This window comes from Ochrobactrum sp. SSR, assembly GCF_030067775.1.
GTDB lineage: Bacteria > Pseudomonadota > Alphaproteobacteria > Rhizobiales > Rhizobiaceae > Brucella > Brucella teleogrylli.
The window spans coordinates 33,640-60,085 of sequence record NZ_CP125970.1 but is presented as its reverse complement, the minus strand read 5'-3'; the positions used below and the strand labels follow the sequence as shown (position 1 = coordinate 60,085).

The window sequence follows — 26,446 nt, the reverse complement described above, 5'->3', positions numbered from 1 at the left end:
ACCAGCAGGAGCACCTCATTTTTTGGAGGTGACTCATGAAAATTGATACCGCAGAGTTTATCGAAGCCGCCCGCGCCTTATCGATCACCGAGGGCGCGAAGCGCCTGAACCTGAAATTCCGCGCCACTGGCAATGAGCACCCGCAACCCTGCCCCGCCTGCGGCGGCACCGACACATTCGCCTTCAACACGGTCAAGAACAAATGGAACTGCCGGCAGGGTGGGCATGGTGGCAATGACGCCATAGGCATGGCAGCCCATGTTCACGGGCTCAATGTGCGCACGCGTGACGGGCTGCTCGAAGCCTGTTCAATTCTGCTTGGCGAGCCTATTCCGGAAGGGGGCGAGCGCGGATCCGAGGAAGAACGCGAAGCGCGCCTTACGCGCCTTGATGAGCAGCGCCGCAAGAATGAGCAAGCGCAGGCGCAACAGCAGGCCCAGCAAAACGATTTTCGTGAGAAGGAACGCAACAAGGCGCGCGGTATTTATGGGCGCGCCGCCGTGTTGTGCGACGCAAGCCAGCCGCATGGCAGATTCTATCTTGAGGGGCGCGGGGCTGGCGTGCCGGATGCGAGGTGGCTTCGCGTTTCGCCTTCCGTGCCCTATTGGCACGGCGATGCCATTATTCATGATGGACCGGCCATGGTCGCGCCGTTTGTCGGACCTGATATGGCGATCGTTGGTTGCCATATTACGTGGATTGATCTCGATCGCCACCCCAAATTCCGTCCTGAACTGATCGATCCCGCCACAGGTGAACTGCTCAAATCCAAAAAGATGCGCGGTTCCAAAAAAGGCGGGCTTATCCCGATCAGCGGCACGCCGGACGCATTGCGATGGGTGGGCGGCGAAGGCATTGAGAATGTGGCCGCTGTCGGTCGGGCGGAAGGCTTTCGGCCCGACACCTTCTATTTCGCCGCAGGCGATCTCGGCAATCTGGCCGGGCCTGCCGATCCGTCTTCCCGCTTTGCGCATCCGACCGCCACACAGACGGACAAGCGCGGGCGGAACCGCGCGGTCATGGTGAACGGGCCTATACCCCGCGCCGACCAAGCACCGGACGATGCTTTCTGGATGCCCGACCATGTGAACGACGTTGTTCTGCTGGGTGACGGGGATTCGGAGCGCATCTCCACCGCTGCTGCAATGGCGCGCGCCAAGGCGCGTATTCTGCGGCCCGGACGCCGCATAGCAATTGCCTGGCCCCCGGCAGGCACAGACTTTTCCGAAATGATGGCAGGTGCCGCGTGACCAAGAATACCAAAGACATTCCATCCGCGGTTCGTGCGATTCTCAATGAGGCGTCCAGACAGGCGGAAGCGGCGACACTCGATCCCCGCAACCCCGCTACCGATGGTCCGCATGATGCTGACTCCACATCCGACGGGGAACCGCACGCCACGCTCCGGGACAAGAGCAAGGTTGACCGGGCCGTCGTCAAGATTTGCGCGAAACTCGACCATTCCGACACGGATAATGCGGAGCGCCTGCAACGCCATTTCGGCGAGGATACCGTCCAGCGGGAGAGTGAGCTTGGCCCAGCCTATAACGCAAATGACGTTGGGCGATCTAATCGACGCTCAAAAGAACTGGTCGAGCAAGGCTTGGGTAAAGGCCAATTGGGGATTTGCGACGGCCTCTTCTGCCGCCGGGGCAGCGCAGTTCATGCGCGCCACTCTTCAAGATCTGGCAAAGGAGCTTGGCCTAAAAGGAACGCAGATTTTCGATCCGAATTTTCAGGATCGGCTCGCCTTCCATCTCCTGAAGCGTCGGGGTTATGAAGACTTCATGGCTGGGAAGATCAGCCGCACCGAATTCGGCAAACGGCTTGCTCAAGAATGGGCATCTTTCCCGGTCCTTATCGCCGCACAGGGTGCGCATCGTAAGGTGCAGCGGGGCGAAACTTATTATGCTGGTGATGAACTGAATAAGGCATTGATCAAGCCAGAGGCTGTCGAAGCGCTGCTCGACAAGGTGAAAGCACTAGGCGTAGCCATGTCGCCACCTCCTACGGCTCCGGAACAAGAGGAGCAGCCTCCCATCTCTCCAGATACATCCACGAGCCCATCAGCTTCCATCGGATTCTGGGCGGATTTGTTGAAAGCCATTCTCTCGTTCTTTGGGAAGGACAAGTAATGGATATCGCTCTTCTTATACCAATTATTCGACAAATCCTTCAGGTGGTCGGCGGTATGCTTATTGCTCGCGGTTGGCTGGATAGCGGTTCTGCCGATGCGCTTACCGGCGTCATTGTAAATGGCATCGTGTTTGTCTGGTGGCTGTATGACCGCCACCGGATCAATAAGAAGGCCCGCGCGCTTCGCTATAAAGTAGGCGAGGCCGATCATGCTTGAAGCAATCATCACGCTAATTTCCTCATCCAATGGATGGGTGGCTTATATCGGCCTTGCCATCGCCGGGGACTCGGCTTGTACCTGAAGGGCCGGGCAGACGGCAAGGACGCTGAAAAGACGCGGCAGAACGATGAAAGCTCTGCCGCACGATCCGTTGCCGACGAAATTGACGCAGCGGTTGCAGGCCGAGACGCAGAGACAAACCGGGAAAGGCTGTCAAAATGGTCAAGGTGATTGCACTGGCCGCTCTCTGCACGCTCTCGGCATGCGCCAGCCCGCAAGGCTCATTTTGTTTGGTCGCAAGTCCTTTGCGGCCATCCTATGCCGCTCTGGCTGCTATGACTGATCGGGAGGTATCAGCAATGCTCGCTCATAATGAACGGGGCGCGAGAATGTGTGGGTGGAAGCCATGACAGAAGCTGGGCAGGAGCGAGCGATAGGACGGATCGAGGGGAAACTTGACCTGATCATCTCGGATCAGGAAAAGGCGCGGCAAGATCGAAAGCAGCAGTATGAAAAGCAGGAGAAAACTGACAGGGCGCTTGATGACGTTAAGCGGATGATCGAAAGCATCGACACACGGCTGGAAAAGGTCGAGGAGCCGGTTGCAGATTTCAACCGCTGGAGAGAAAGGGGCGTGGGCGCCATTATGCTTGTCAGTTTTTTTGCGGCAACATTTGGCGCGGTATTGGCCTCATTCTGGAAGAAGCTCGTAGCCCTGATACTTGGTTAGCCCAGCCCGTTCCTTTGCATTTAAAGGCTGATCATTCGTCGATCTCGGCACCGGTCGCTCCGCGGTGCAAGCCTTCTGATACAACGCGGATGGCTGTTGCCGCTTCTTCTTCTGACCAGCCGCACTCTGCAACCCTGACGAGTTACTACCCCCCATCTAGTTCATAGGAAACAATCCGAATTTCCGTAATCGAAAAATTCGGTGGGCCGGACGACGTAGCAGGCCGTTTTAAGTGGGGCAAGCCAAACGGCCATTCTGATTACCCCCCGATAGCTTGTCAATTCACGGGCAGGATGACGTTCTAAAGCCGAAGGGCCTTCGCATTGCTGCGAAGGCCCTTCTTGTATTTTCAATTATTTAGCACATTTCCATCTACTTTGTTCGAGTTCCACTTTCTCGAATTACCTAACCGCAATTAGGTTCGTAGGTGCGTGAAGTCGGTCACGCGATTTCGCCGCCATAAACCTATCTTTATCGCAAGTCAAGGCGACTGTGTTAACAACTACAGAAAAGCCCAAAAAGTTCACTCTGGCAAGAGATTTATTTAGCGCATACGGCATCGAGTACAAAATTCAGCACTACCTTTCGTTCCGTTGGACGAACCTCGACCACTTCGACCTTAACGGTATCTCCAACTTTAAAATCTGAGATAGAAATTCCCCTAGGCAATTGATTAATGTGCACCATGCCGGATACGCTTTTATTGAAATCCACAAAAAAAACCAAATGGTTTGATACGAGCAATCTTACACTCTATGACAGTACCTGTTGGATAATCAGTTTTTGCGGTTGACCATTCGTGCATGCCTATCTGCTCGGCCGTTACGGCTATACCTGTTCTTGCTGCCGAAAGATTTACTAGATCTGCGAAGTCATTTGTATGAACAAAAGCTGCAGACTGCACCGCTTGAAGAAGTTTTGCCTCTAAGTACTCGTGAGCCTCCGCGGCGTTCTGCCATCCCGTGACAGCATTGTAATGCGTCGCCGCATTGGCCATCCGGCCCGCGATCCTTTCTGCAAGAGCATAGTCATCGAAATATATATCCTCCGCAACTGCTGCCCAATAGTCTACACCCGACAACAACTCCAAATGAACAATCCCAGCAGGAGATATTTTAACCAAGGTTGCTTCTTTAAGATGGTCAACCTTAAAATCTTCGGTCAAAACACAATGCCATCGAGCTAATGACGTTATAGCATCAGTAACGACGTCTCGTCTAAAACCGTAAACAGCAAGAAAGTCAACTATTTCTCGTATAGGAAAGTACCCTACGATCCGACTTATAGAGCGTTGGTTGCTCCTCTGCCGTAGCCATTCCAATATTGATAGATACAGAAAGTAATCTCTAGGGGACGCAGCTTCCTTCGTGCTGAATAGATTACGAAGATAGGTTTTAGATCCATCGTAGTAACGTCGATTCTGCCTCAGCAATACTCGCAACATAATATATAATGGTATTTGATATGTGCCCGTAGCTCGTTGAATCTTTAAAATCTCACTTTCAGGAATGTGGCCGCTATTGCAAAATTCCAGAAAAATCTCAAAAGCCCGGCGTAGATTTCCTCCCGCCAGCCCCAAGACCAACCGGCTGACGGTGCGATCTTCAGCGAAAATCGAAGCCACAATTGCCGACAAGTATTTAGCTTGATCGCCAGCATCGTAGTTAACATGCATACCGTTCTTTAGTTCGTATCGATATGTCTTTTCTGAGGAATGCAATTGATTTAGCGCCATCTCCACGCGTTTGGAAAGAACGTTATGAAACGGTGGCGCCTCGATTCTAAATACCATGTCTTTAAGAGCCGTGTCGAGCGGAGGTGCGTCGCTATGATTGTCGTAGGTTTCCTCACGTAGAGGCAAGATTATTAAAGCTCTAAACTCCCGTTGCAGCCATTGCGCTGCCTCGAACATTAAAAGCTGTTCTTCAAGGAGCCGCTTATCACAATTGTCCAGTACTATGATCACTAATTTGCCACGTTCACCACCGCAGTGACGGCAATAAGCTTGAGCGCTCCGGTGTCGATCAGCCTTCAATCCCTTTAGCTCGTTGTATAATTCTGTATTGTATTGACTCGAACCTTCACCCAATAGTCTAGATGCCTGCTTATTCCATGCATTAATCTCAACACTGTAGAGCGCTTTCGCTGTTTCCAGTTCATCAAAGTCAATATCATCGAAAGAGGAGCGAATAGAATCAATAATCTCTTCGCGTAACCAGTTGTAAATTTCTTCGCGATTCACCAATGCATAATTCATATTTAGATGAACCCAGAGAGTACTCTCTCGAAGGTCAGCGGGCAAAGCAACTTCTTGGAGATAGTCGACAAAGGTAGTTTTACCAGCTCCAGCACCGCCAACTAGCAGCATCACCTTATGCTCTAACGAGGTGCGTGATCCCCTTATCTTCTCCACTACCGGGCTAGGTCTTCCCGTGTCCTCAATCAGTTGTGCAACGCCATGATTAAATGGCGACGCTGCTCTAATGATTGCATCGATGGGTTGAACGTATCGTGTCCTCCGCGACGAGGTAATATAGGCCTCACGAACGATTTTCGCCCTTTCCTCGCGTGTTGAGGGAGTGAACATCTGCTTCAGATCAGATGAGATTGTGGCGCCAAAAGTATTCAATCCCATCGGCTCGTCTTGAACGGACTGCCCGCCAACCAAAGAGCGAGGTTTCCAGCTTTTTTGTGGAGCGAGAGCACTCTGAACTTTAGAGGCTGAGGCAGCTAGCGCTTTTGCTCCCACATGGTCAGATAGCCATTCGAGGTTTGGACTATAAGGCTTGAGTGACTCTACAGTGGTTACGAGCTCAGGATCCTGATAGTCAGCCGGACCTGCCCATAGCTCGACACCGTTCGATGCTATTACGAAACTCACCGGCGCTACTCCCGGCGCATACATCGCATTCAATTCAGCAGCATAAAGCCGCGCTTCCCTGAATGCTTCGGAAAGATCTCGATCGCTAGCAGGCTTGGCCTCGACGATTGCCAAAGGTATGCCCTCAGCCAAAAGGATATAATCTGGATAATAAATCTTCTTTTGCGCTCGCTTCTCAATCGCGAATTTTCTAATATTTACTTTAGTTTGAATATCAACTGACGGAATTCCCAAACCATCAGGCGCAGGGTTAGTCAAAAGCTGAAACACGAATTTCTGCTCAACATCACTTTCTGATTCGAAAATCTTCTGAGAGCTTTTCTTCTTCAAACCCAATCCCCCGTAATGGTTCCATGATGGATCATAAGCACCCATCTTTCAAATTCAAGCATCGTTATTCTTCGACTTACCTCTGTCAATTAGGGGAAGAACAGTGGACTAGGTCAGCCGGTCGCAGAAGCACCGATACAACTAGCGCAAGGTCCGCACACGCTTTGCAGGGACGTAGGCTTCATAGGCCTCGAACAGCTTCGGACATTCCTTGCGATCCCGGTGGCCAACTATGTGATTCTGCAATGGCTGATCGACAATGTTTCACCACAAAATCCAGAGCCGTTTGCGCTAGTCTATAGACATTCTTGCCCATGATTTTCGAGTAAACCGATCAGCGATAACCAAACGAGAATCGAATTTTTCAAAGCAAATGGCGTCTCTTCCTGAGATTGTGAATTTAGTGATGCCTTTGGATTGAGAAACCCTCTGCTTGATTCTATGTCTAAAATAAATTGGTAACGGCGGAAGACAATATGACCGAGACACATACACCTAAGCTTTTCGTTTCCTATTGCTGGTCTAACCCAGAGCACGAGAATTGGGTTGTAAAGCTGGCGACGAGCTTAAGAGAATCCGGGGTCGACGTAATTCTAGATAAGTGGGATCTTAAAGAGGGCCATGATGCAAATGCGTTCATGGAGAAAATGGTAACGGATCCAACCATAACAAAAGTTGCAATAATTTCAGATGAAACATACGCAAAACGAGCCGATGAGCGCACAGGCGGCGTTGGGACTGAAACTCAAATTATATCGCAGAGAATATATTCAAGTGTAAATCAAGATAAATTCGTAGTGGTTATTCCGCACAAAGACCACGAAGGAAAGCCGTTTCTTCCTGCATATTATAGTGGCAGAATTTTCATCGACCTCAGTCAATTATCCGATTACCAGGAAAACTTCGAAAAGCTTTTACGCTGGATTTTTAATAAGCCGCTTCATGTAAAACCCCCTTTGGGCTCGACCCCCACGTTTCTGAATGAAAAGGATGCTATTTCGACTGGAACAGGGACGCTTCAAAGAAGAACGGTTGATGCGATTCAAACAGGAAAAGTTTACGTGAATGGCGCGATATCAGAGTATTTTGACGCCCTCGCTAGGAGCTTTGAAAGTTTTAGAATATCTCTGGCAAACCCGGAAACTGTCCCCTATGCAGTTGTAATCGAAAGCATTGAGAGCTTCGATCAGACGAAAAAGGAATATCTACAGGTCATAAAGAGCATCGCATTATATCATCCAACAAGCTCTGCGGTTAGCAACATTCACCGTTTCTTTGAAAATATCTTTTCCTATATGTATGCACCTTCTAATGCATCTGTTGTGAGAGAGTGGGAACAAGATAATTTTAGATTTATTATACATGAGATTTTCGTTACTACGATTGCTTATTTAATAAAATATGAGCATTTTGATCTTGCCGACTACCTAATCAGTACACCATATTACATACAGTATTATGGAAGAACAAGACGCTCACAAACGGTACCTTTTACTGCTTTCCGCTGTCCTACCGGCTCTCTAACCGAATATTCTAGGCAAAAACAACGCTTATCTTATCGCTCTGACTTCCTTATTAAGCGTACCGATGGACAGGAAATCAACGAGATCCGATTTTATGCAGGCGGAGTTCCTGCTCTACATTCGCAGCCTCGTGTTAGACGGTCAAATTACCTGGTGGCCAGAGTCTTTGTTATTCGCCACTAACAAATTCGACGCGTTTGAGATATTTGCCCGCTCTCAGTCCTTGGCCTATTTCAATCGTGTCAAAAAACTGCTTGGGGTGAACGACGTCGATGATCTTCGTCAGTTGTTAAGTAATCGTAGAAATATCCCTGAATGGCAACATGAAGCCCTCGATCCCGAAACACTTATTGGCAGTTCAGATCTCGTGACCAAGTCATAAGATTACGGTCGACGATGGGCTAGGGGCGAAAATGATTTTGCATTTTCCCCCTAACCTATTGATTCATAGTGGGCCAATTTTGAGGATTTTTGAAGAAAATGCCAGAAACAGCAATAGGCTAGCTCGGACTCTGACTCCGTTAGTCTTGGTTCGAATCCAGGTTCCCCAGCCATTTGATTTCATTGAGTTTTTTCTGATTTTAGAGTGCTTTGTAGAATTTTTCATTTTGCAAAAATTTCAAAATGTAGGTTTTCTTCTCTTGCAACCCATTGTTACTATTGGCTTTTCTATTAAGAACAGCGGTACGAATATTTATGGGAAATTAGCCATTTTTTGCTACGACACCCCAAGTCAGCCATCGTGAAATTGGTCACCATTGTGTGAAATGGGGTGGAAAACAGAATGTCCGCTTCTGAGCAGCAAGTTCGGCAAAGGGGCCAGGAGAACTTTTAGCGTGGTTCCGCCGGGATGTGCAGCAACCGGTGTACTTTGATATTTGCACCTCCAAAGTCGGCATAGTCTGTGTACCAGTGAATGAAGCTCGGGTCGGCGATCGATACCTATTGCAGCCTAATGTATGTCGTCTTACATTCTTGATATTGTGGGGGGGATTGCCATGGACGAAAAGGAAATCGAGCGCGAAGTATTCGTTGATGCTGCTGTTGCGACCACGCCGACCGTAACGGTAGAGCTACCAATATTGGATGCTACCGCAAACGAGGTGCACGAGCCCAAACAGGCGAGCGACATGACCAGCCCGGTAGCATTCGTAAGCGATATACCCGAACTAGAATATGAGGCGGCGCTAGCTGAGAGCCAGCCGTCGCTTACAGTGGTGGATACCCGATCTCGCCGCGCGCGCGCCTGGACGCTTCTGGAGTCGATCACCGTCCGCAACTTCAAGGCCACGCTGGAGGCTGTCATTCCTCTTGGGCAGGTGACTATTCTCGTCGGGCCCAACGGATCGGGAAAGTCATCGGTTCTCCAAGCAGTACATTGGGCAGCCCGAGCTGCCAGCTACGTAGCACCTAAGAACACGAAAGAGATGATTTCTTTCGAGCGACTTGACTACGTACCGTCTAGCGAGCCACTCCGTACTGCGCACAAGAGCGAGTTAAAGACAGATACGGCCTCGACTCCTGTTGAGGTCGTTTTCACTCATGTGTCGGTAGGAGAAGAAAAGGCGCAGGCCAGCATCAAAATCAGGGCTGCACGAAACCGTGGTGGCATCACGGCTTACATCGAAGGCGGCAACACCGTCACTCCGTACAAGCAGCGTTTCCAATTCATCACCACTTACATTCCCGGACTAGCGGGGCTCTCCGAGCGTGAGAGCATCCTTGCGCAGCCATCGCTTCGTCGGCAGGCGGCGAGCGGTGACGCAGGGGGAGTGATGAGGAACATTCTCCTCAATCTGCGTAGCCACCGGTTGAACGATCCCAATGAATCGGCTGGCATCGATCGCCTTAAACGGCTGAACCAATATATCACGACGGTGCATCCAGGGATCAGTGTCAACGTCTCCTTCGACGAACGTGAGGACTATCATATATCGGCGACCTATTCGTCACCGGGCCTCGACAGCCAAGACCGACCACTTGAGACTGCGGCTACCGGGCTGCTTCAAGTCATCCAAATCTTTGCTTACCTAATTTTGTTCGAGCCGAAGATTATGCTCATTGATGAGCCCGATGCCCACCTTCATCCGGATAAGCAGGAACGCTTAATAGAGACATTGGAGTTGGCCGCTGCGGAAACCGAAACCCAGATCATTTTGACGACGCATAGCCCACACATAGCGCGCGCGGCGAGTCCGGCAGCGAAGCTCGTATGGATGAATGAGGGCAAGGTCGAGACCGATGATGGTGAAGCCATCCGTCGCCTACTTGGCTGGGGTGGGCTAGACAAGGCGGCGCTGTTCTTCGTCGAGGATGAGGACGACACGCCGCTGAGGGCGATCCTGCGGCAGTGGCCCGCGCTGGCTAGGCAACTCGCCGTTTGTCGATGCTTTGGCATCGACAATCTTCCCAAGGACAAGCTGTTGAGCGGACTGCTCGTAGATGGTCAGCTTAAGACCAAGGCTATCATTCACCGCGACGGCGACTTTATGTCGGACGACGAGGCCGGAATGTGGGCTGACCGGTTCAAGACCGACGGTACGTTCCCATGGGTGACCGCTGGGAGCGACGTCGAGGCTTATTTTTGTGCAGCCGACTATCTCGCTGCCTTATATGACGTTCCAATCGAGACTGCAGAGGAATGGCGAAGCGCGGCCGCAGCGAAAGTCTCGAAGGCGAAGGAAACGTTTTTTGACAAGCGTAAGCTAGTCAACCGAGAGCTTTATCCAGACGGCGGTTCGCCTAACTCAGACACTCTTTGGAATGCTGCCGGCGGTGCGACGCCTACGACGGTTAAGGGCAAGAAGTTGCTGGGTCAACTGAAGGTTGCAGTGAAAGAGTCTGGCCAAGACGACAAGTTGCTAAATAACTATCGAATCCCCAACGGGTTCGAGGTCGCAACCGATCTAAAGATTCTTTTAGAGGCAAGCGTCGGGTCATCGGCGGCGCAGGGAAGCTGAGCGCAGCTCCGATTATGAACCGTCCGGTAGGCCAATCCATCCGAAAATTGTCGGTGGGCTAATGGCTTTGATTCTTTCCTCCGCGGAAACTAGCGAATGGCAAGTTTCGGGTAACGGCAGGGGCTTCCTGAACGACCAAACTGGAGTCGAAAGCTGACGTTTAGAGACGCTAAATGAGGCGGCAATCATATGAGATCAAATGGTGCGAAATTGCTGCACATTGTTTTGCATTTCGCAGCTAACTCATTGATTCATAAAGGGCGCCAAATGCATCATTTTGCAAAATAATGACTATATATCAATAGATTGGCTGGGACTCTGACTCCGTTAGTCTTGGTTCGAATCCAGGTTCCCCAGCCATTATTTTCTTCAAAGAAATCAAACTGATAAATATCAAGACGGTACTTCCACAGGCTGGTCTTTTTGCATTCTTCCTAAGCGGATTCCCGATAGATTCAGTCGTTTAACCAGACTAGCGGAAAATCCACACCGCATGAAACGCAACATGCTTGACTCTTAAATAAGCAGCGAACAAAATAGGAACATCGACGGCGAAAAGCCGATGGAATCCGAAATGGCTGGAAATGTGATGTCTGCTTATGAGGAGCACGGCAAATGAATGCGCTTGTGCAAAAAGAAGGTTATGAGGACGAGATTGATCTGGTTCTCGCTTACCACGATGGCGATGTGCGAGCTGCTATCGAAGCCTTGCTGAAAGATCGCGATTTTCTGGTGAAGGAAATCGAATATGCGAGCCTCGCAATGTCCATGGGCTTTGCCCGCGGATGGAAGCCAACCGTCTTTACAAAATGATCCATCACCGGTGCACAGCGCACACGTGACCGATCACACCATGGGGAACCATCCAACATCCCGTATTGTTAAGCAGGTGCTTGGATTTGATCGCGATCAATGCTGGGTCCGGCGGGCTCTGCGAAGCTCAGCCAAAGCAAAGGAAGGAAACGTCATGTCGAACACACCGCACACGCTTGGAGAAGAATTCCCCGGCCAGATCGAAGCTATTCACGCCCTCAAGGCGAAAGATGCCCGCTTTGCGCGTATTCTGGAAGAATATGACGCAATCAATGATCGCATTCATCTGGCGGAAACAAAGATCACGCCCTTAAGTCAGGAAGAAGAGACGCTTTTGCGCAAGCAGCGTCTGGCGATAAAAGATACAATCGCTGAGGCGCTTGCCTCGGCATAATAGCGCGCAACCAAGGCGCCGCAATAAAACCGGCGAGTGAAAGAGACAGCACGTTCCCTCACCCGCCGGACGCCCCCGCGTCAACTGGCAAACCGCGCAAAGGTGGGTCTGCTTATCCACCGAAAGTGTTGCGCCCGCCCAACAAGACGCGCCCATTGGTGCGCTTGCCTCCGACTGCGATGATAGTCGAGTTTGTATGGGGCTTTGAGGCCGACGTCTCGACAGGTTCCTTGATCGTCACCGGCACCGATGCTGCGGCACCGGTTACGAAAGCAGCCGATGCTGCCGCTGCAATGAGAATGAGCTTCATTTTATCCTCCAATTGGCTGGCATCCCAGCATACCAACCCAATATTATGTCATCAGGATAGTTATCCTTTGCGTCCGACCGGAAACAATACGGCAGATGTCGTATATCGTAACGTAAGAACACCTGCCTGAAACCGTCGGATATCTCCTGTCGAAGCACAGCTGAACCAGCCAAGGGTCCGGATTATTGCCGTCTTCTAAGCGGGTTCGACACCTCGCAACGGGCCAAGCGTATCGATACTATAAGCTTCCATATTGTTGGCCAGCCAAGACTGCACACCGTGTGCGGCCTCGACAATCATAAGTTGTTTTATTCTGCGATCTACCCAACGATCCGCAGTTCGCATTATTCATTACTTAACAATGCCGTTTTTCCGCCGCACAGGTGGTATAAGAAAGCTGAAAAACTGGAAATAATGAAAATATTATACGCGACATGGTGCTCGGCACTTGACGAATTCCATGGGCAAGCGTCTACTATGCTATTGTTTTCATTTGTTATAAGCGCAGACGAAAGATCACAGGCGTGAATCCGATTAAATCCGCATATGTTCCTTGTATTCACGCCGATTTAGGTAATTTGCTTTATTGACCGGCTATATCAGGGAGAAATGCAATGAACCTCGGTCGTCTTTTTGTCTGTCTGGCCGTTTGTGTGACAGCGATTTCCGGCGCATTTGCCGCTTCGCTGCCCAAACCGCAGGACAAGCCCATTCTCACAATATCGGGCAATATCCAGAATAAGAACAACGGGGACACCGCGCAGTTCGACCGCGCGGGTCTGGAAGCCCTTGGCCTCAAAACCGTGGAAACCGCCAATCCATGGTATGACGGCAAGGTCCGCTTCGAAGGCGTGTCCATCGACCAGCTGATGAAACTGGTCGGCGCCGAAGGCAAAACCGTCACGGCGGTGGCGCTGAACGACTATGTAACCACCATTCCGCTTGAGGATTTCAAGAAGTTCAACGTAATTCTTGCTTTAAAGCGGGACGGAAAGTACATGGCGGTGCGGGACAAAGGACCGTTGTTTATTATCTACCCGTATGACAGCGACCCTCAACTCCAGAATCAAACATATTACACGCGCTCCGCCTGGCAGGTTGCCAAGCTGATCGTTGAATAGAGGCGCGCTTGAGACGCATACTGGGTGTCATTATCTGCTGCTTTGTGGTGGCAACGGGCTATATCGCCTATGTCATCGCAGAGCGTCAGACGGCTTTGCAAAAATTTTCCCGGTATAATGACTCCTGGTCCATCGGGCAGACTGTTTCTGAATATTTGCGGCTTGAACATCGGCTGAGCGCGCTGGCGCTTGGCCTGCCTGATGTTGATCGCGATGAAGTGCGGCTGCGGCTGGACTTCATGGTCGGACGCCTTGAAATGTTCCAGCAGGGCAATCTGCGCGCCTTCATTCAGGACGATCCGGGACGCCGCCAGCTCTATATGAAGTTGAGCAACATCATCCACGAGATGGATATGAAGCTCGACACGATGAGCACGGACGACATGAAAGCCATGCTCGTCGCGATGAGCGAGCTGGATGCACCGCTGACCTCACTCGCATCCACATCAGTCGAACACGATGTCGATCTGATTGACGCCGCCCAGAGTGACGTCAAGCAGCTCCATTTCATCTATACGGCGCTTGCCGCAGGCCTTATTCTCTGCGGCGTCGTTCTGGTTATCCTGCTTATTCGCCATAACAATCTTCTGGATCGCGCCCATGGTCGCATGCAGCGCCTTACCGCGGATCTGCGCGAGGCCACGGCAGAACTGCAATCGCAAAACTTTCGTCTCGAACATGACGCGCATCACGATGCGCTGACCGGCCTCCCGAACCGGGTCCTGTTCCGGCAGGATCTGGAAACGCGGCTAACGGCGGCGCTGTCCGGCGGGCCGTCTGCCGTCATTCTTCTGCTCGACCTCGACGGCTTCAAGGATGTGAACGATACGCTCGGACACGATGTCGGCGATATATTGCTGCAGGGCGTTTCGCGGCGGCTGACGCGGCTGAGTCGGAAGGGTGATATTGTCTGCCGCCTTGGCGGCGACGAATTTGCCGTGCTGTCAACCGGCATGACCGAGGAAGAGTCGCTCGAATTCGCCGCGCGTTTGATGGATGAGATCAGCCGCCCCTACCGGGTGGGCGAATTGGAAATCAAGATCGGAACCTGCGTCGGCGTTGCCATTTCGGAAGGCGAGCCCGACACGGAAGAAATGTTCAAACATGCCGATCTGGCGCTTTATGAAGCCAAGGCTGTTGGCCATGGCCATGTCAGCGTCTTCAAATCGGACATGCTGACGCGGCTGCGCGAGAAGAAATCCTTCGAAGCGGATTTGCAAACCGCGCTTCAGAACAACGAAATGGAAGTCTATTACCAGCCGCAGGCAACGACTGAAACGCGGGAAATCTGCGGTTACGAAGCGCTGCTGCGCTGGACCCATCCGGTGCGTGGACCAGTCTCGCCGATGGAATTCATTCCGGTGGCCGAGAAGATCGGCACGATCATGCCGCTTGGCGAATGGGTGCTGAAGACGGCCTGTCAGGAAGCCGTGCGCTGGAACAAGCCGCTGCGAATTGCAGTCAATCTTTCACCGGTGCAGTTCCGCGACAAAGACCTCGTCCAGTCAGTGATGGCGGCGCTGGAAGAATCCGGACTTGACCCTCGCAGGCTGGAGCTTGAAATCACCGAATCCGTGCTGCTCGACAAGAACGAGCAGACGCTGGAAACACTGCGCGGCCTGAAAGCGCTCGGCATCCAGATCGCCATGGATGATTTCGGCACGGGCTATTCGTCGCTCGGCAGCCTGAGCGGCTTTCCGTTCGACAAGATCAAGATCGACCGTTCCTTTGTCAGTGATGTCACGACGCGCAGCGATGCGCTTGCCATTGTCGAGCTGGTCACCGGCGTTGGCCGCAGCCTGCGCATGACCACCATCGCCGAAGGCATCGAGACGGAAGAGCAATATGAATGCCTTAAGGGGCTGGGCTGCGATCAGGTGCAGGGCTATCTGATCGGCAGGCCGATGCCTGCAACAGAGCTCGCTTATCTGCATACCAAAAAAGGGCGGGGAAGGACTGTTTCCGGTCGGAGCTAACTGATACGAATACACCCGTGGTAGCAATCAATTGGGTGTGGAAGTGTTGAATGTGCATGGGGTCGTCGTACCCATCGAGCCGGGAGAGGTTTCGCCCGTCATCTGGCAGGCGCTGAGCAGCGGCAGCTATGAAGCCAAGGAAGCGCGTACGATCAAAAAGGCCGTAAAGGCCAGCGACCGGGTTCTGGAACTGGGGTCCGGCATCGGCATTATTACCTCGCTGATCGCTCGAATCAGCGACGTGGCCGTCTGGGCCTTCGAAGCCAATCCGGCAACCGCCTCGCTGGCGCGGCGTGTGCTTGACGCCAACGGCCATGACAATGTGGTTCTGTCACAGGGCATTTTGAGCGCCGGTGAAACCGGCACCTTCCGTTTTTATGTGCGCAAGGATCTCTGGATGTCGTCCATGGACGAAAATCAGGGGCCTTATGAAAGCACCATTTCGATCACCTCGACCAATATCGACCAGTTCATCGCCGACCACGGCATCAATGTGCTGGTGATGGATATCGAAGGCGCGGAGCGCGATCTGCTCAAGCAGGCCGAGCTGCCGGGTGTGGAACGTATTTTCCTCGAGCTGCACGACCATCTTTATGGTCTGGCCGGCATTCGTGACATTACCCATGCGCTGGCCGAAAAGGGCTTTGCCTACGACCCGCGCGGCTCGCACGGTCCGTGTGTGCTGTTCGCCAAGGACGACGGCGCCCGCGAATATGAACCGGAACCCGATGCGCCGGTGATGTAAGACCATCGCTAGAGCGGTCCCTGTTTTGACGGAATCGTCGGAACCGCTCTATCTATTTGTTTTTACGCATTATCCCACGCAAAACCGCTTCGCACTTTTGCTGGAAATGCTCTATCGATAAAAAACAGCCCCGGTTCGGTGACGAGTCGGGGCTGTTTTTTATTTTCATCGCTGCTGATCGCGATCAGAAATCGCGCAGCTTGCGCGCCGTGTCCTGCAACAGCGTGAATGCCTCAAAACGGCGATCATGCCATTTTGCCCGGTCGGGATCAGGCTGATTGACCTCGCCAAGCTCCGACATGGCAGCCATCGCCATTGCGAGGTCCGGATAAGCTCCGCCCGCAACCGCGCCGAGCATAGCCGAGCCGAGCAGAACCGGTTCCGGCGATGTGGAGGCCGCAATAACGAGACCCGTCGTATCGGCCAGCACCTGACGCACGAGATGCGAACGGGCCGCACCGCCGCTGACGACGATGGTATCCGTCGTTATACCCTTTGCTTTCTGCGCTTCGACGATCTGGCGCGCGCCATAGCCAAGCCCGCAAAGACCGGCCAGATAAAGCGCTGTCAGGCTGTCGATACCTGCATCGAGATCAAGCCCGGCAATGATCGCCCGGGCGTCGGGGTCTGCGAAAGGTGCGCGATTGCCGAGAAACTCCGGCACGACGTGAATGTCGCCGATGATCTCAGCTGTCTTTGCAGCGCCGCCGCGTGCGTCCACTTCCAATGCAAGACGGTCCGCGAGGCCCTTGCCCTCAGCCGCCGCCTGCTTTTCCGCCTCGGCGGCAAAGGGGTGCATGTGGATGAGATGATCGATGGCGGCACCTGCCGCCGACTGACCGCCCTCATTCAACCACAGCCCCGGCACCATGGCCGAATAATACGGGCCCCAGACGCCATCCACGAAAACCGGCTGTTCCGTGGTGGTCATTGTGCAGGCGGATGTGCCGAACACATAGGCCATGCGCGACAAAACCTTGCCCGCCTCGCCACGCGCGCCCACCGTGCCAATACCGCCTGCGTGCGCGTCGATCAGACCGGCGGCAATCGCGATGCCCGGCTTGAGGCCAAGTTCCGCTGCGGCTTCCTCGCTCAGAACACCGAGCTTCTCGCCACCCGCACGAACCTCCGTGCCGATGCGCACAAAACCCTCATCGGCTAGTTCGCCGAGGCCAACTTCGCGGAAATAGGCATCGTCCCAGCGATTTTCATGGCTGAGATAGGTCCATTTGCAGGTGACCGTGCAGGCCGAGCGCGCAAGGCTACCGCAAGATTTCCAGGTGAGAAAATCGGTAAGGTCGAAAAACTGCCACGCAGACGCAAAACTTTCCGGCTTGTTTTCTTTCAGCCAGAGGAGCTTCGGCGTTTCCATTTCCGGCGAAATGGTGCCACCGACATAATCCAGCACCTTGGCCTTGGTGGCATTGATACGCTCAGCCTGTTCGACCGCGCGATGATCCATCCAGACGATGATGTCACGCGCCGGATCATTCGACGGGCCAACGGCGAGCGGCTTGCCCCCCTCGCCCAGCACCACCAGCGAACAGGTGGCGTCATATCCGATACCGGCAACGCTGGCTGGATCGATCCCGGCGATCTTCACCGCCTCGCGCACGCTTTCGCAGACGGCCTGCCAGATATTGGCGCTCGACTGTTCAACAATGCTGCCAGCCTCGCGCCAAATGGTAATGTCGCGCTTGGCGGAAGCAAGCATTGAACCTCTGGTGTCGAACACACCGGCGCGTGCGCTTCCGGTGCCGACATCGACGCCCAAATAATAGTGAATCATGGTCTCCGACCCGTTCTTGAAGGGATTACAGATCGAGGCTCTGCGGCACGATCACCAGATCCCGAATGGTGATGTTGCGCGGACGTGTCAGCATGAACATCACCGATTCCGCCACTTCCTTCGGCTCCATCAAGCTGCCATTGGCCAGCGCTTCCTCTAGCTTGGCCTTTGGCCAGTCGCTGATGAGCGCAGTCACGACCGGGCCGGGCAGAACACCGCCGACGCGAATGCCATGCGGCGCAACCTGACGGCGAACCGTATGCACGAAAGCCTGCACGGCATGTTTGGACGCCGTATAGATCGGCTCCCAGATCACCGGCACAACGCCCGCCACCGAGCTGGTCATGATGATGTCGCCTGTCTTGCGTTCCATCATATGCGGCAGCACGGCATGAACCGTGCGGAACGCTGCATTGATGTTGAGGTTCAACATGCGATCCCAGGCATCCGGATTACCTTCCCAGAGCGGACCGCCGATATAAGCGCCCGCATTGGCATGAAACACGTCGAGCTGACCGGCCTGTTCGAGAATCTGCGGCACCATGGTGGCAACCGATTCCGGGCTGAGCAGGTCGATGACCAGCGGCTTTGCCTTGTCGCCAAGTTCGGCGCATTTTTCGGCCAGCGCGTTCTCGTCGCGATCAACGAGAAACACCGTCATACCTGCTTCGACCATGTGCTTTGCACATTCGAAGCCGATGCCGGAGGCAGCACCAGTGACCGCTGCAACTTGTCCTTTGAGATCCTGAGCCATTTGGAGAATCCTTTTATGTTAAGCGCGACCGTGCGACTGGCGCGAGCGGCGTGCAAGAGAATCGACAATCACGGCAATTGCCAGCACGGCACCGGTGATCATGTAGCGAAGCGACGACGACAGATCGAGCAAGGTCAGACCGCTGGCAATCGACTGGATGACGATAATGCCAAGCAAGGCGGACCAGGCGCTGCCGCGACCGCCGAACAGACTTGTGCCACCGATGACCGCTGCCGCAATGGCGTTGAGGTTGACGTCGCCCGTACCGGCTTGCTGGCTGGACGATGCCAGACGCGAAGCGGCCAGAATACCGCCCGCCGCAGCCAATACCGAACAGGTGACGAAGGCGGAAATATAGATGAAGGTGACGTTGATACCGGCACGGCGCGCAGCTTCACGATTGCCGCCGACAGCCTGCATGGCGCGGCCCCAGCGGGTGCGGGTCAGCGCATAGTTCATGGCAACCACCAGCGCCACAAACAAGCCGAACATCCACGGCACGCCACGCGACTGGTTGAGATAGAACACGGCACCGCCGACGATCAGCGTGATGACAATGGCCTTCAGCGCGATACCAGCGACGGAAGGTGCCGAAAGCCCAGCCTCGCGACGACGCTGCGCCGAGCGGAAACCCGTGAAGAAGATCGCAAGACCGGCAATCAGCGCCAGCGCATAAGAAAGCGGACGCGGCATCACCAGAAGCTGGCCGAAGCTGACAAGCCACGAGCCATAGGGCAGGTTGATCGAGCCGGTATTGCCGAGGAGATAAAGCTGGAGACCAAGTGCCGCGAGCAGGCCCGCCAGCGTCGAAACGAAGCTTGGCATGCTGAAGCGGTTATAAAGGAAGGCGTAGAGCAGGCCGATCAGCGCTCCCGCGCAAAGGGCTGCGACAATCGCCAACGCCACCGGCCAGCCATTGTTGACCCACAGCACGCCGACGATGGCGGAGGCCAGACCGCTGACGGAGCCGACTGAAAGATCGATTTCGCCAAGCATCAAAATGCAGACGATGCCAAGCGAAATGACGCCGATGGTCGAGCAATCGAACAACAGGTTCACGAGGTTGTTGCTCGACAGGAAAACCGGGTTCAGCGTCTGGAACACGGTCCAGATGATGACGAGGCCGACAATAACCGGCAGCGAGCCAAGATCGCCCGAGCGAACGCGGTCGAAGAAACCACGCAGCGCGCCCGAAACGCCTTCATCATGGCGCACGCGGGCATCCTGCCGGTCGAGCGGGGTATTTCCGGTTGTCTGGTTCATCGTGCTTCTCCCCGGTCATGAGCGTCATCGTGCTGTGCCTGACGTCGTTCGGCACGGCGGGAAACGGAATTGCTGGTTGCGCCAGTGATGGCGGCGACCAGTTCCTCATTCGATGAATCCGGATAGAAAACACCGTTATTGCGACCAAGACGCAGCACAACGATGCGGTCTGCGACAGCGCGCACATCTTCCATATTATGGCTGATCATCAGCACGCCCAGACCGCGATCACGCACGCGCTCGATCAGATCGAGCACTTCCGCCGTTTGCGCGACACCAAGCGCTGCGGTCGGTTCATCGAGCATGATGAGCTTTGGATCGAGCAGCAGCGAGCGCGAAATCGCAACAGTCTGCCGCTGGCCGCCGGACAGCGAGGCGACCGGCTCGCGGACGCTGGGGATACGGGCGGAAAGCTCGTTCAAAAGCTTCCATGCCTTGATTTCCATCGACACTTCATCGAGGCGATAGGGGCTAAGCTCCCGACCAAGGAAAATATTGGCGACGACATCGAGATTTTCGCACAGCGCCAGATCCTGAAAGACCGTCGCTATGCCAAGGTCGAGCGCATCGCCCGGCGAGGACAGCACAACCTTCTCGCCATTGAATTCCATCGTACCCGAACTCGGCTGATGCACACCGGCGAGTGTCTTGATGAGCGTCGATTTTCCGGCGCCATTGTCGCCAACCAGCGCCACGACTTCACCCGGATAGACTTCCAGATCGATATCGGTCAGCGCGGACACCGCGCCGAAATTCTTGGAAATGCCGCTGAGACGCAGCACGGGCTGCGACGATGACGTCGCCGCTTTGTTTTCCTGGGACATTTTTCACTTTCCCCGGCACATCTCACGATATGCCTTTGCGCACGAAACACAGCACATCCCGAAAAATGTGAAATGGCTTTCGGATTGGATGTGCGTAAACAGGACGCCCGACCGGAAAAACCGGCCGGGCGCATCGTTGATTTACTGCGTGATGCCAAGCTTCTTGCAGCCATCGGCATAGCGATCGACGCACAGCGTTGCTGCGGGCACGATGTTCTTGTCGATGATTTCAGCCTTGAGGTTTTCGGCCGTCACAACCGCCGGGACGAAGAGCTTCGATGGCGTGTTGTAAAGCGTGGTTTCAGCCTTCGGCGTTTCGCCGTTCAGCAGCTGGGCGGCAACGCGCGCAGCTTCCGAAGCAACGATTTCCGATGGCTTGTTGATGGTGTTGTACTGATCGCCGGAAATGATGAGCTGAAGCGCCGCAATGGTCGCGTCATTGCCGGTAATCGGCGGCAGCGGATCGATACCGGCAGCCTTCATGGCAGCAATCGCACCGCCTGCGGTGCCGTCATTGGCAGCCACGATGCCGACGATCTGGTCGTTGAAGCGGGTAATCTGACCGCTCGCCCATTGCTGCGCCTTGCTTGGCGCCCATTCCGGCGTGTCATATTCGGCCAGCGTCTTGTAGCCGCTGTCCTTCAGACCGGCATGAATACCGTTCTTGATGAGACCAGCAGCCGCATCGGTCGGCGAACCGTTGATCTGGAGAACGCCGCCCTTGTCGGCCGGAACGTTCTTGGCCTTCAGCTGCTTGACGAGCGATTCGGCAATCGACTTGCCGATGGCTTCATTGTCGAACGAGACATAGAAATCCGACGTCGCATCCGGGATCGGGCGGTCATAGGCGATGACTTTGATGTCCTGCGACTGGGCGAGCTTCACCAGCGAGGCTGCGGCTGCAGTATCCACGGCATCGAGAACGATCACCTTGGCGCCCTGCGAAATGACCGAATTGAACTGCTGCTGCTGCTTGGTCGCATCGCCATCGGCGTTGAGATAGAGCACCTTGCAGCTTTCGCAGAGCTTCTTCATTTCTGCTGCAAAACCTGGGAAATCGCGCTCTTCATAGCGCGTGGATGCCTGATCCGGCATCAAAAATCCGACCACCGCGTCCTTGACTTCCGCATGCGCCGTCGTAGCGGCCATCATCAGCACGCCAGCCAGCGCGCCTGTCATCTTCGATACCTTCATGACACTCTCCTCCTGATTGTCTGTTCTTCTGGCATTCGACCGGGAATTTGCCCGCAAGAGACGGCTTTACATGCGCTGAAGCCAAGGGCTCACCTCCAAGGTTACATGCCGAAAGCGTGAAACGCCTTTCGGACGAAGTATCCTCGCATGACCAACTAGAGCGCCGATCCGATTCAAACAGATCGGAACACACGCCAACCAGCCATTTTCAGAAACGCGCTTCGTATTGCCTCCACCTGCCAGCCCCGCCATCTCCCATCAGGCGGCGGCATCTCGTCCCGGGCCTCTTCCCGGTTGGAGATGCTGTAACTCTGCACAACAATTTGCACAATCGATTGTGCAAAGTGATAATGCGCCAGCCCCTGAAATCTGTCAACACGATTCAGCGAGGGATGGGTTGCTGGCGTCTGTAAGACTTCGACAAATCGGGAACAAAGTCCCCGGACATCGCTCCGGTTAGTGCAGAGCCGAGATCGCTCAATTATTTGATATCTTTAAGACTATCCACCGGCAGCGGGATCGCTGAACGCGGCGCGATTAATCTGGGCATAACGAGGTGTAGTTCCGGCGCCGTGACGTGCTTTTCCATCAGTTCGAAGGCTTTGGCGATCATGCCTTCCACATCCTGCTGGATTGAAATCACCGGAAACGACAGGAAAGAGGCAAAGGGGTCATAGTCGTAACAGCCGACCACAAGATCATCGAGCTGCTCGTGCGGGTGCTCGACCATATAGCGCAGCAGGCCCTCAAGATTGATCGACGAATTGACGAACAGACCGCGCGGCAACCGACCGTGACGCTCGCGATATTCATCCAGCGCCCGCACAGTATTTGACGGCGAATAGCCGGTGCGGAAGACGCAATCTTCCGGATCAGACCCGAGAACCGCCTGCTTGGCGTCATGAAAGCCGCGAATACGCTGGCGCGTGGATTCGTCATTGCGACCACCAAACAGACAAAGCTCCATCGGCTGCAACGGTTCACGATCGGCAAAATGCGCGATGATTGCTTCCGTCAACATGCGGCCACCGGCGAAATTATCGGTAGTCACCGATGGAGCCTTCGCTCCCGGCAGATCGATATTCACATGCGGGAGTGCTGCCTGTTCGCAGAGTTCATGCAGGCTGTCCGGGTCTGTCGCACCGCAGATGAACAACTCATCGATGGAATAGGAAATCAGCGTTTCCGCCGTTTCGCGTTCCTCAGCCGGATCGCGCCCCGCACTGACCACGACCGGGCAAAGACCACGTGCGCGCACATGCGCTTCGAATGTCTGCGCCATGGACGAGAAAAAGCGGTTGTCATGCAAAGGCAAAAGCAACCCGACAAGGCCGGAGCGGGAATGGCGCAGCCCCTGCGCCTGACGGTTGGCAGTATATTGGTGCTGTTCTGCCAGACCCAGAATGGATTCCGCAGTCGCCTGACTGATCCTGCGCTTGCGCCACGTGCCATTCAGCACTGCGCTGACCGTGGAAGGCGAGCTGCCCGACAGAACGGAAAGGTCGTATATCGTCGCCTTCTTCTTGTCGCGGCGCATTCTGGCTCCTTCTTTTGACTGTATAGAAATAGCGCTCAGAAGCAGAAACTGGAACACGTTTCTCCGATTGCTGGCGCAACACCCACAGAGTTGACGCTTTGCTGTTTATCCCAGCCCACCGGAGACAACAGCAATCAAGTTTCGCAATAAAGCGGTCAAGCGCACCGATAAACTTCACGCAGGGCGCAGTTTTTAGCATCGCATTCCTTAAGCGGGCGATCTGCTCAGGTACAATATTCCCCGAACACGCTCCGCTGCTGCAAGCGCCCGATGGCATCAATCGGGCAATGCGCGGGCATACGGAACACAGGAAGAAAGGTCTCTCATGTCCGCCAATGGAAAGCCGCTCGATTTTCTCTGGTTCATCCCGTCTTCGGGTGACGGCACCTATCTGGGAACCGAAGCGCTGAGCCGCCCTTCCGATCCCGCCTATTTCCGGGAAATCGCGCAGGCGGCAGACCGCCTCGGCTATTCCGGCGTTCTGATCCCGACAGGGGTCGCTTGCGAGGAATCCTTCGTTCTGGCCGCCAATCTTGCCGCTTACACGGAAAAGCTGAAATTCCTTGTCGCAATCCGGCCCGGCGTGGCTTCGCCCGCCTATTATGCCCGCCTTGCCTCGACGCTCGACCGCGTGTCTCAGGGCAGGCTGCTTCTCAATATCGTCGTTGGCGGCAGTCAGCAGGAACTGGCTGGCGATGGCATTTTCCTGCCGCATGACGAACGCTACGACCATGCCGACGAATTCTTCCAGGTGTTCAACGATCTGATCGAAACGGGCCATGGCAATCTCGACGGCAAATACATCAAAGCCCATGACGCTGCCCTTGGCCTGCCGCCCGTGCAGGCCCGCCCGCCGATCTATTTCGGCGGTTCGTCGCAGGCAGGCATCGATTTTTCTGTCGGTCTCGTCGATAAATACCTGACCTGGGGCGAACCCCCGGCACAAGTCGGCGAAAAGATCGCCGCCGTTCGCAAGGCCGCAAGAGCCAAGGGCCGCGACGACCAGATTTCGTTCGGCATCCGCCTGCACTTCATCGTGCGCGAAACCGACGAGGAAGCGTGGGAAGCCGCCGACCGCCTCATTGCGCATCTCGACGACGAAACCATCGCCGCCGCCCAGCAGGTTTTCCTGAAGAATTCCGATTCTGTCGGTCAGGCTCGTATGGTCGCCTTGCACAATGGTCGCCGCGACAAGCTGGAAGTCTCGCCCAATCTCTGGGCGGGCATCGGCCTTGTGCGCTCCGGCGCCGGGACCGCGCTGGTCGGTTCGCCCAAGACCGTTGCCGCCCGCCTGCGCGAATATCAGGAACTGGGCATCGATACGGTGATCGCCTCCGGCTATCCGCACCTGGAAGAAGCCTATCGCGTTTCCGAGCTGCTGTTCCCCGAATTGGGGCTGGAAGGACCGCGCAACCAGATCCGCTCGTCCTTCGGCAAAAAACAGGTCTTTGGCGGCGGCGGACATGGGGGTAATGTAAAGGTCGCTTCCGGCTCGTGAGATTTGAAATGCCGATGAACGCCCACAGCAGCACCGTCGCCATTATCGGCGGCGGTTTTACAGGCGCGGCTGTTGCGCTGCATCTGATGCGCCAGCTGTCCCAACAAGGGCATGACGCCAACTGGCGGATCGTGGTGATTGAACCGCGCGAAAAGCTTGGGCGCGGTCTGGCCTATGATACGCTCGAACCCGTGCACCGCATCAACGTGCCTGCCGACCGGATGTCCATCCTGCCCGACGAACCACAAGATTTCAGCAACTGGCTTGCGGAAACCGGAATATTGGAAGGCGACCCGGATGCGTTCAGCATAGACGGTGCGCCCTTCCCCGCCCGCACGGTTTTCGGGCTTTATGCCTCATCGAGACTGGCGCCGCTGATTGAAGCCGGACGTGTGGAACACCGCCGCACCCGCGCCGTGAAGGCAACGAAAAACAGTGGCCTCTGGACCATCGACACCGAAGATGGTGAGCCGGTCATTGCCGATATCGCCGTCCTGGCGGTCAGCCATCCCGCCCCTTCGCTGCCCGGCGTACTCGCGCCGATCAGGGACCATGCCGGTCTGATTGCCGACGCAACCAGCCCCGGCGCGTTGGATAATGTCCAGCCGGACGACCGCGTGCTGGTGGTCGGCAACGGACTGACCGCCGCCGACGTCATCGCCACGCTGAAAGCGCATGGCCACAGGGGGCAGATTGTTTCGATTTCGCGCCGTGGTCTCCGCTCGCGCGGGCATCCCCATGTCACCCACGAGCCTTATGGCGATTTTCTCAACCCGCCCTCGCTCAGCGCTTCACAATTGCTGCAACGGGTCCGTGAAACCGTCAAAGCCGCAGTCGCAGAGGGGTTGAGCTGGCATCCGGTTCTTGATGCGGTCCGCCTTCAGGGGCAGAACATCTGGCGGGCTTTGCCTGTTTCGGAGCGCAGACGCATGGCGCGGCATGTGCGTCCATTCTGGGACGTGCATCGTTTCCGCATCGCGCCTCAGGTGGAAAATGCGCTGGACCGCGCCATCGCCGAGGGCACCCTTTCGGTGCGCGCTGCCTCCGTCCGTAGCGCGGAATCCTCCGGCGACACTTTGCGCATCAGCCTCAAGGATCGCCGGACAGGCCAACTCGATATCCTCGACGTGGACAAGGTGGTTGTCACCACCGGTCCCGGCCATGGCGGCATTCTCGGATCGCAACCCTTGCTGGCGGCGCTTGCCGAAGCAGGCCATCTGGCGCTTTGCCCGACGGGGCTTGGCCTTCTCTGCGACTGGCAAAGTCATGCAATCTCCACGTCGGGCTTCGCCGACGAGACATTGCTGATTGCCGGACCGCTGGCGCGTGGGACGTTCGGCGAACTGATGGGATTGCCGCAGGTCAGCGACCACGCCGTTCTCGTGGCTGGCATCATTACCGTGCTGATCGCGGAACAAGATCGTGCCCACCAAAAGGCTGTGGTCTGA

Annotated in this window: 22 protein-coding genes; 13 read left to right on the top strand and 9 right to left on the bottom strand. The window is 54.9% G+C overall.

Going from position 1 to position 26,446, the window contains the following annotated elements; all coding sequences use genetic code 11:
* The first annotated feature begins 35 nt into the window (after positions 1-35).
* From QLQ11_RS11825 to QLQ11_RS11810, 4 genes are all read left to right on the top strand, one after another.
* Positions 36-1,250, top strand: a complete 1,215-nt coding sequence (locus tag QLQ11_RS11825) for a P4 alpha zinc-binding domain-containing protein (RefSeq protein WP_371835978.1) — start codon at positions 36-38, stop codon at positions 1,248-1,250.
* 282 nt (positions 1,251-1,532) lie between these two features.
* On the top strand, positions 1,533-2,135 hold the full coding sequence (locus QLQ11_RS11820) for a hypothetical protein (RefSeq protein ID WP_283736255.1): 603 nt from the start codon (positions 1,533-1,535) through the stop codon (positions 2,133-2,135).
* On the top strand, positions 2,135-2,353 hold the full coding sequence (locus QLQ11_RS11815) for a hypothetical protein (RefSeq protein ID WP_283736254.1): 219 nt from the start codon (positions 2,135-2,137) through the stop codon (positions 2,351-2,353). Before QLQ11_RS11820 ends, QLQ11_RS11815 begins: the two co-directional genes overlap by 1 nt.
* A 409-nt stretch (positions 2,354-2,762) precedes the next feature.
* Positions 2,763-3,086, top strand: coding sequence for a hypothetical protein (locus QLQ11_RS11810; protein ID WP_283736252.1), 324 nt, complete (start codon positions 2,763-2,765; stop codon positions 3,084-3,086).
* Positions 3,087-3,626: 540 nt separating this feature from the next.
* On the opposite strand, the gene QLQ11_RS11805 is transcribed toward QLQ11_RS11810, so the two are convergent.
* Together QLQ11_RS11805 and QLQ11_RS11800 are read right to left on the bottom strand one after the other, a co-directional pair.
* A complete protein-coding gene (locus QLQ11_RS11805) occupies positions 3,627-3,773 on the bottom strand; it encodes a S1 RNA-binding domain-containing protein (protein WP_371835995.1) in 147 nt (48 codons plus the stop codon).
* A 13-nt stretch (positions 3,774-3,786) separates the two neighbouring features.
* Positions 3,787-6,342 (bottom strand): type I restriction endonuclease, encoded by a 2,556-nt coding sequence (locus tag QLQ11_RS11800; protein ID WP_283736251.1) that lies wholly within the window; start codon positions 6,340-6,342, stop codon positions 3,787-3,789.
* A gap of 431 nt (positions 6,343-6,773) precedes the next feature.
* Here QLQ11_RS11800 and QLQ11_RS11795 point away from each other — a divergent pair, with 431 nt between their 5' ends.
* The 4 genes from QLQ11_RS11795 (at position 6,774) to QLQ11_RS11780 (ending at position 11,987) form a co-directional block, all read left to right on the top strand.
* Complete coding sequence (locus tag QLQ11_RS11795) at positions 6,774-8,003, top strand: SEFIR domain-containing protein (protein ID WP_371835977.1); 1,230 nt, start codon at positions 6,774-6,776, stop codon at positions 8,001-8,003.
* 815 nt (positions 8,004-8,818) lie between these two features.
* Positions 8,819-10,780, top strand: a complete 1,962-nt coding sequence (locus tag QLQ11_RS11790) for an ATP-dependent endonuclease (protein WP_283736249.1) — start codon at positions 8,819-8,821, stop codon at positions 10,778-10,780.
* A 615-nt stretch (positions 10,781-11,395) separates the two neighbouring features.
* Entirely contained in the window at positions 11,396-11,593 is a 198-nt protein-coding gene (locus tag QLQ11_RS11785; protein ID WP_109367830.1) for a CUE domain-containing protein, read from the top strand.
* 154 nt (positions 11,594-11,747) lie between these two features.
* Positions 11,748-11,987, top strand: a complete 240-nt coding sequence (locus tag QLQ11_RS11780; protein WP_109367831.1) for a YdcH family protein — start codon at positions 11,748-11,750, stop codon at positions 11,985-11,987.
* 112 nt (positions 11,988-12,099) lie between these two features.
* Here the strand turns inward: QLQ11_RS11780 and QLQ11_RS11775 are convergent, their stop codons facing one another.
* Positions 12,100-12,297 (bottom strand): hypothetical protein, encoded by a 198-nt coding sequence (locus QLQ11_RS11775; RefSeq protein ID WP_109367832.1) that lies wholly within the window; start codon positions 12,295-12,297, stop codon positions 12,100-12,102.
* A 614-nt stretch (positions 12,298-12,911) separates the two neighbouring features.
* On the opposite strand from QLQ11_RS11775, the gene QLQ11_RS11770 reads away from it, so the two are divergent.
* Genes QLQ11_RS11770 through QLQ11_RS11760 form a run of 3 tightly spaced genes read left to right on the top strand, consistent with a single transcriptional unit; the run spans position 12,912 to position 16,139 of the window.
* Complete coding sequence (locus QLQ11_RS11770; protein WP_109367833.1) at positions 12,912-13,418, top strand: oxidoreductase; 507 nt, start codon at positions 12,912-12,914, stop codon at positions 13,416-13,418.
* Positions 13,419-13,426: 8 nt separating this feature from the next.
* The gene (locus QLQ11_RS11765; RefSeq protein ID WP_121538901.1) at positions 13,427-15,394 is read left to right on the top strand and encodes a bifunctional diguanylate cyclase/phosphodiesterase; all 1,968 of its coding nucleotides are present in this window, start codon (positions 13,427-13,429) and stop codon (positions 15,392-15,394) included.
* 37 nt (positions 15,395-15,431) lie between these two features.
* Positions 15,432-16,139, top strand: coding sequence for an FkbM family methyltransferase (locus QLQ11_RS11760; RefSeq protein ID WP_109368040.1), 708 nt, complete (start codon positions 15,432-15,434; stop codon positions 16,137-16,139).
* Positions 16,140-16,323: 184 nt separating this feature from the next.
* Here the strand turns inward: QLQ11_RS11760 and QLQ11_RS11755 are convergent, their stop codons facing one another.
* The 6 genes from QLQ11_RS11755 to QLQ11_RS11730 form a co-directional block, all read right to left on the bottom strand.
* A complete protein-coding gene (locus tag QLQ11_RS11755) occupies positions 16,324-17,928 on the bottom strand; it encodes an FGGY-family carbohydrate kinase (protein ID WP_109367834.1) in 1,605 nt (534 codons plus the stop codon).
* 25 nt (positions 17,929-17,953) lie between these two features.
* On the bottom strand, positions 17,954-18,682 hold the full coding sequence (locus QLQ11_RS11750; RefSeq protein ID WP_109367835.1) for an SDR family oxidoreductase: 729 nt from the start codon (positions 18,680-18,682) through the stop codon (positions 17,954-17,956).
* An 18-nt stretch (positions 18,683-18,700) separates the two neighbouring features.
* Complete coding sequence (locus tag QLQ11_RS11745) at positions 18,701-19,945, bottom strand: sugar ABC transporter permease (RefSeq protein WP_121538900.1); 1,245 nt, start codon at positions 19,943-19,945, stop codon at positions 18,701-18,703.
* Positions 19,942-20,769 (bottom strand): ATP-binding cassette domain-containing protein, encoded by an 828-nt coding sequence (locus QLQ11_RS11740; protein WP_109367837.1) that lies wholly within the window; start codon positions 20,767-20,769, stop codon positions 19,942-19,944. The genes QLQ11_RS11745 and QLQ11_RS11740 overlap by 4 nt, the downstream gene beginning before the upstream one ends.
* 141 nt (positions 20,770-20,910) lie before the next feature.
* The gene (locus QLQ11_RS11735) at positions 20,911-21,963 is read right to left on the bottom strand and encodes a sugar ABC transporter substrate-binding protein (protein ID WP_109367838.1); all 1,053 of its coding nucleotides are present in this window, start codon (positions 21,961-21,963) and stop codon (positions 20,911-20,913) included.
* Positions 21,964-22,444: 481 nt separating this feature from the next.
* A complete protein-coding gene (locus tag QLQ11_RS11730) occupies positions 22,445-23,500 on the bottom strand; it encodes a LacI family DNA-binding transcriptional regulator (RefSeq protein ID WP_109367839.1) in 1,056 nt (351 codons plus the stop codon).
* Between the two features lie 325 nt (positions 23,501-23,825).
* Between QLQ11_RS11730 and ssuD the strand changes: the two genes are divergently transcribed.
* Both ssuD and QLQ11_RS11720 read left to right on the top strand, forming a co-directional pair.
* Positions 23,826-24,998 carry an FMNH2-dependent alkanesulfonate monooxygenase gene (ssuD, locus tag QLQ11_RS11725; RefSeq protein ID WP_109367840.1) on the top strand — a complete coding sequence of 391 codons (1,173 nt, stop codon included), beginning with the start codon at positions 23,826-23,828 and terminating at the stop codon, positions 24,996-24,998.
* Between the two features lie 8 nt (positions 24,999-25,006).
* Entirely contained in the window at positions 25,007-26,446 is a 1,440-nt protein-coding gene (locus QLQ11_RS11720) for an FAD/NAD(P)-binding protein (RefSeq protein ID WP_283736248.1), read from the top strand.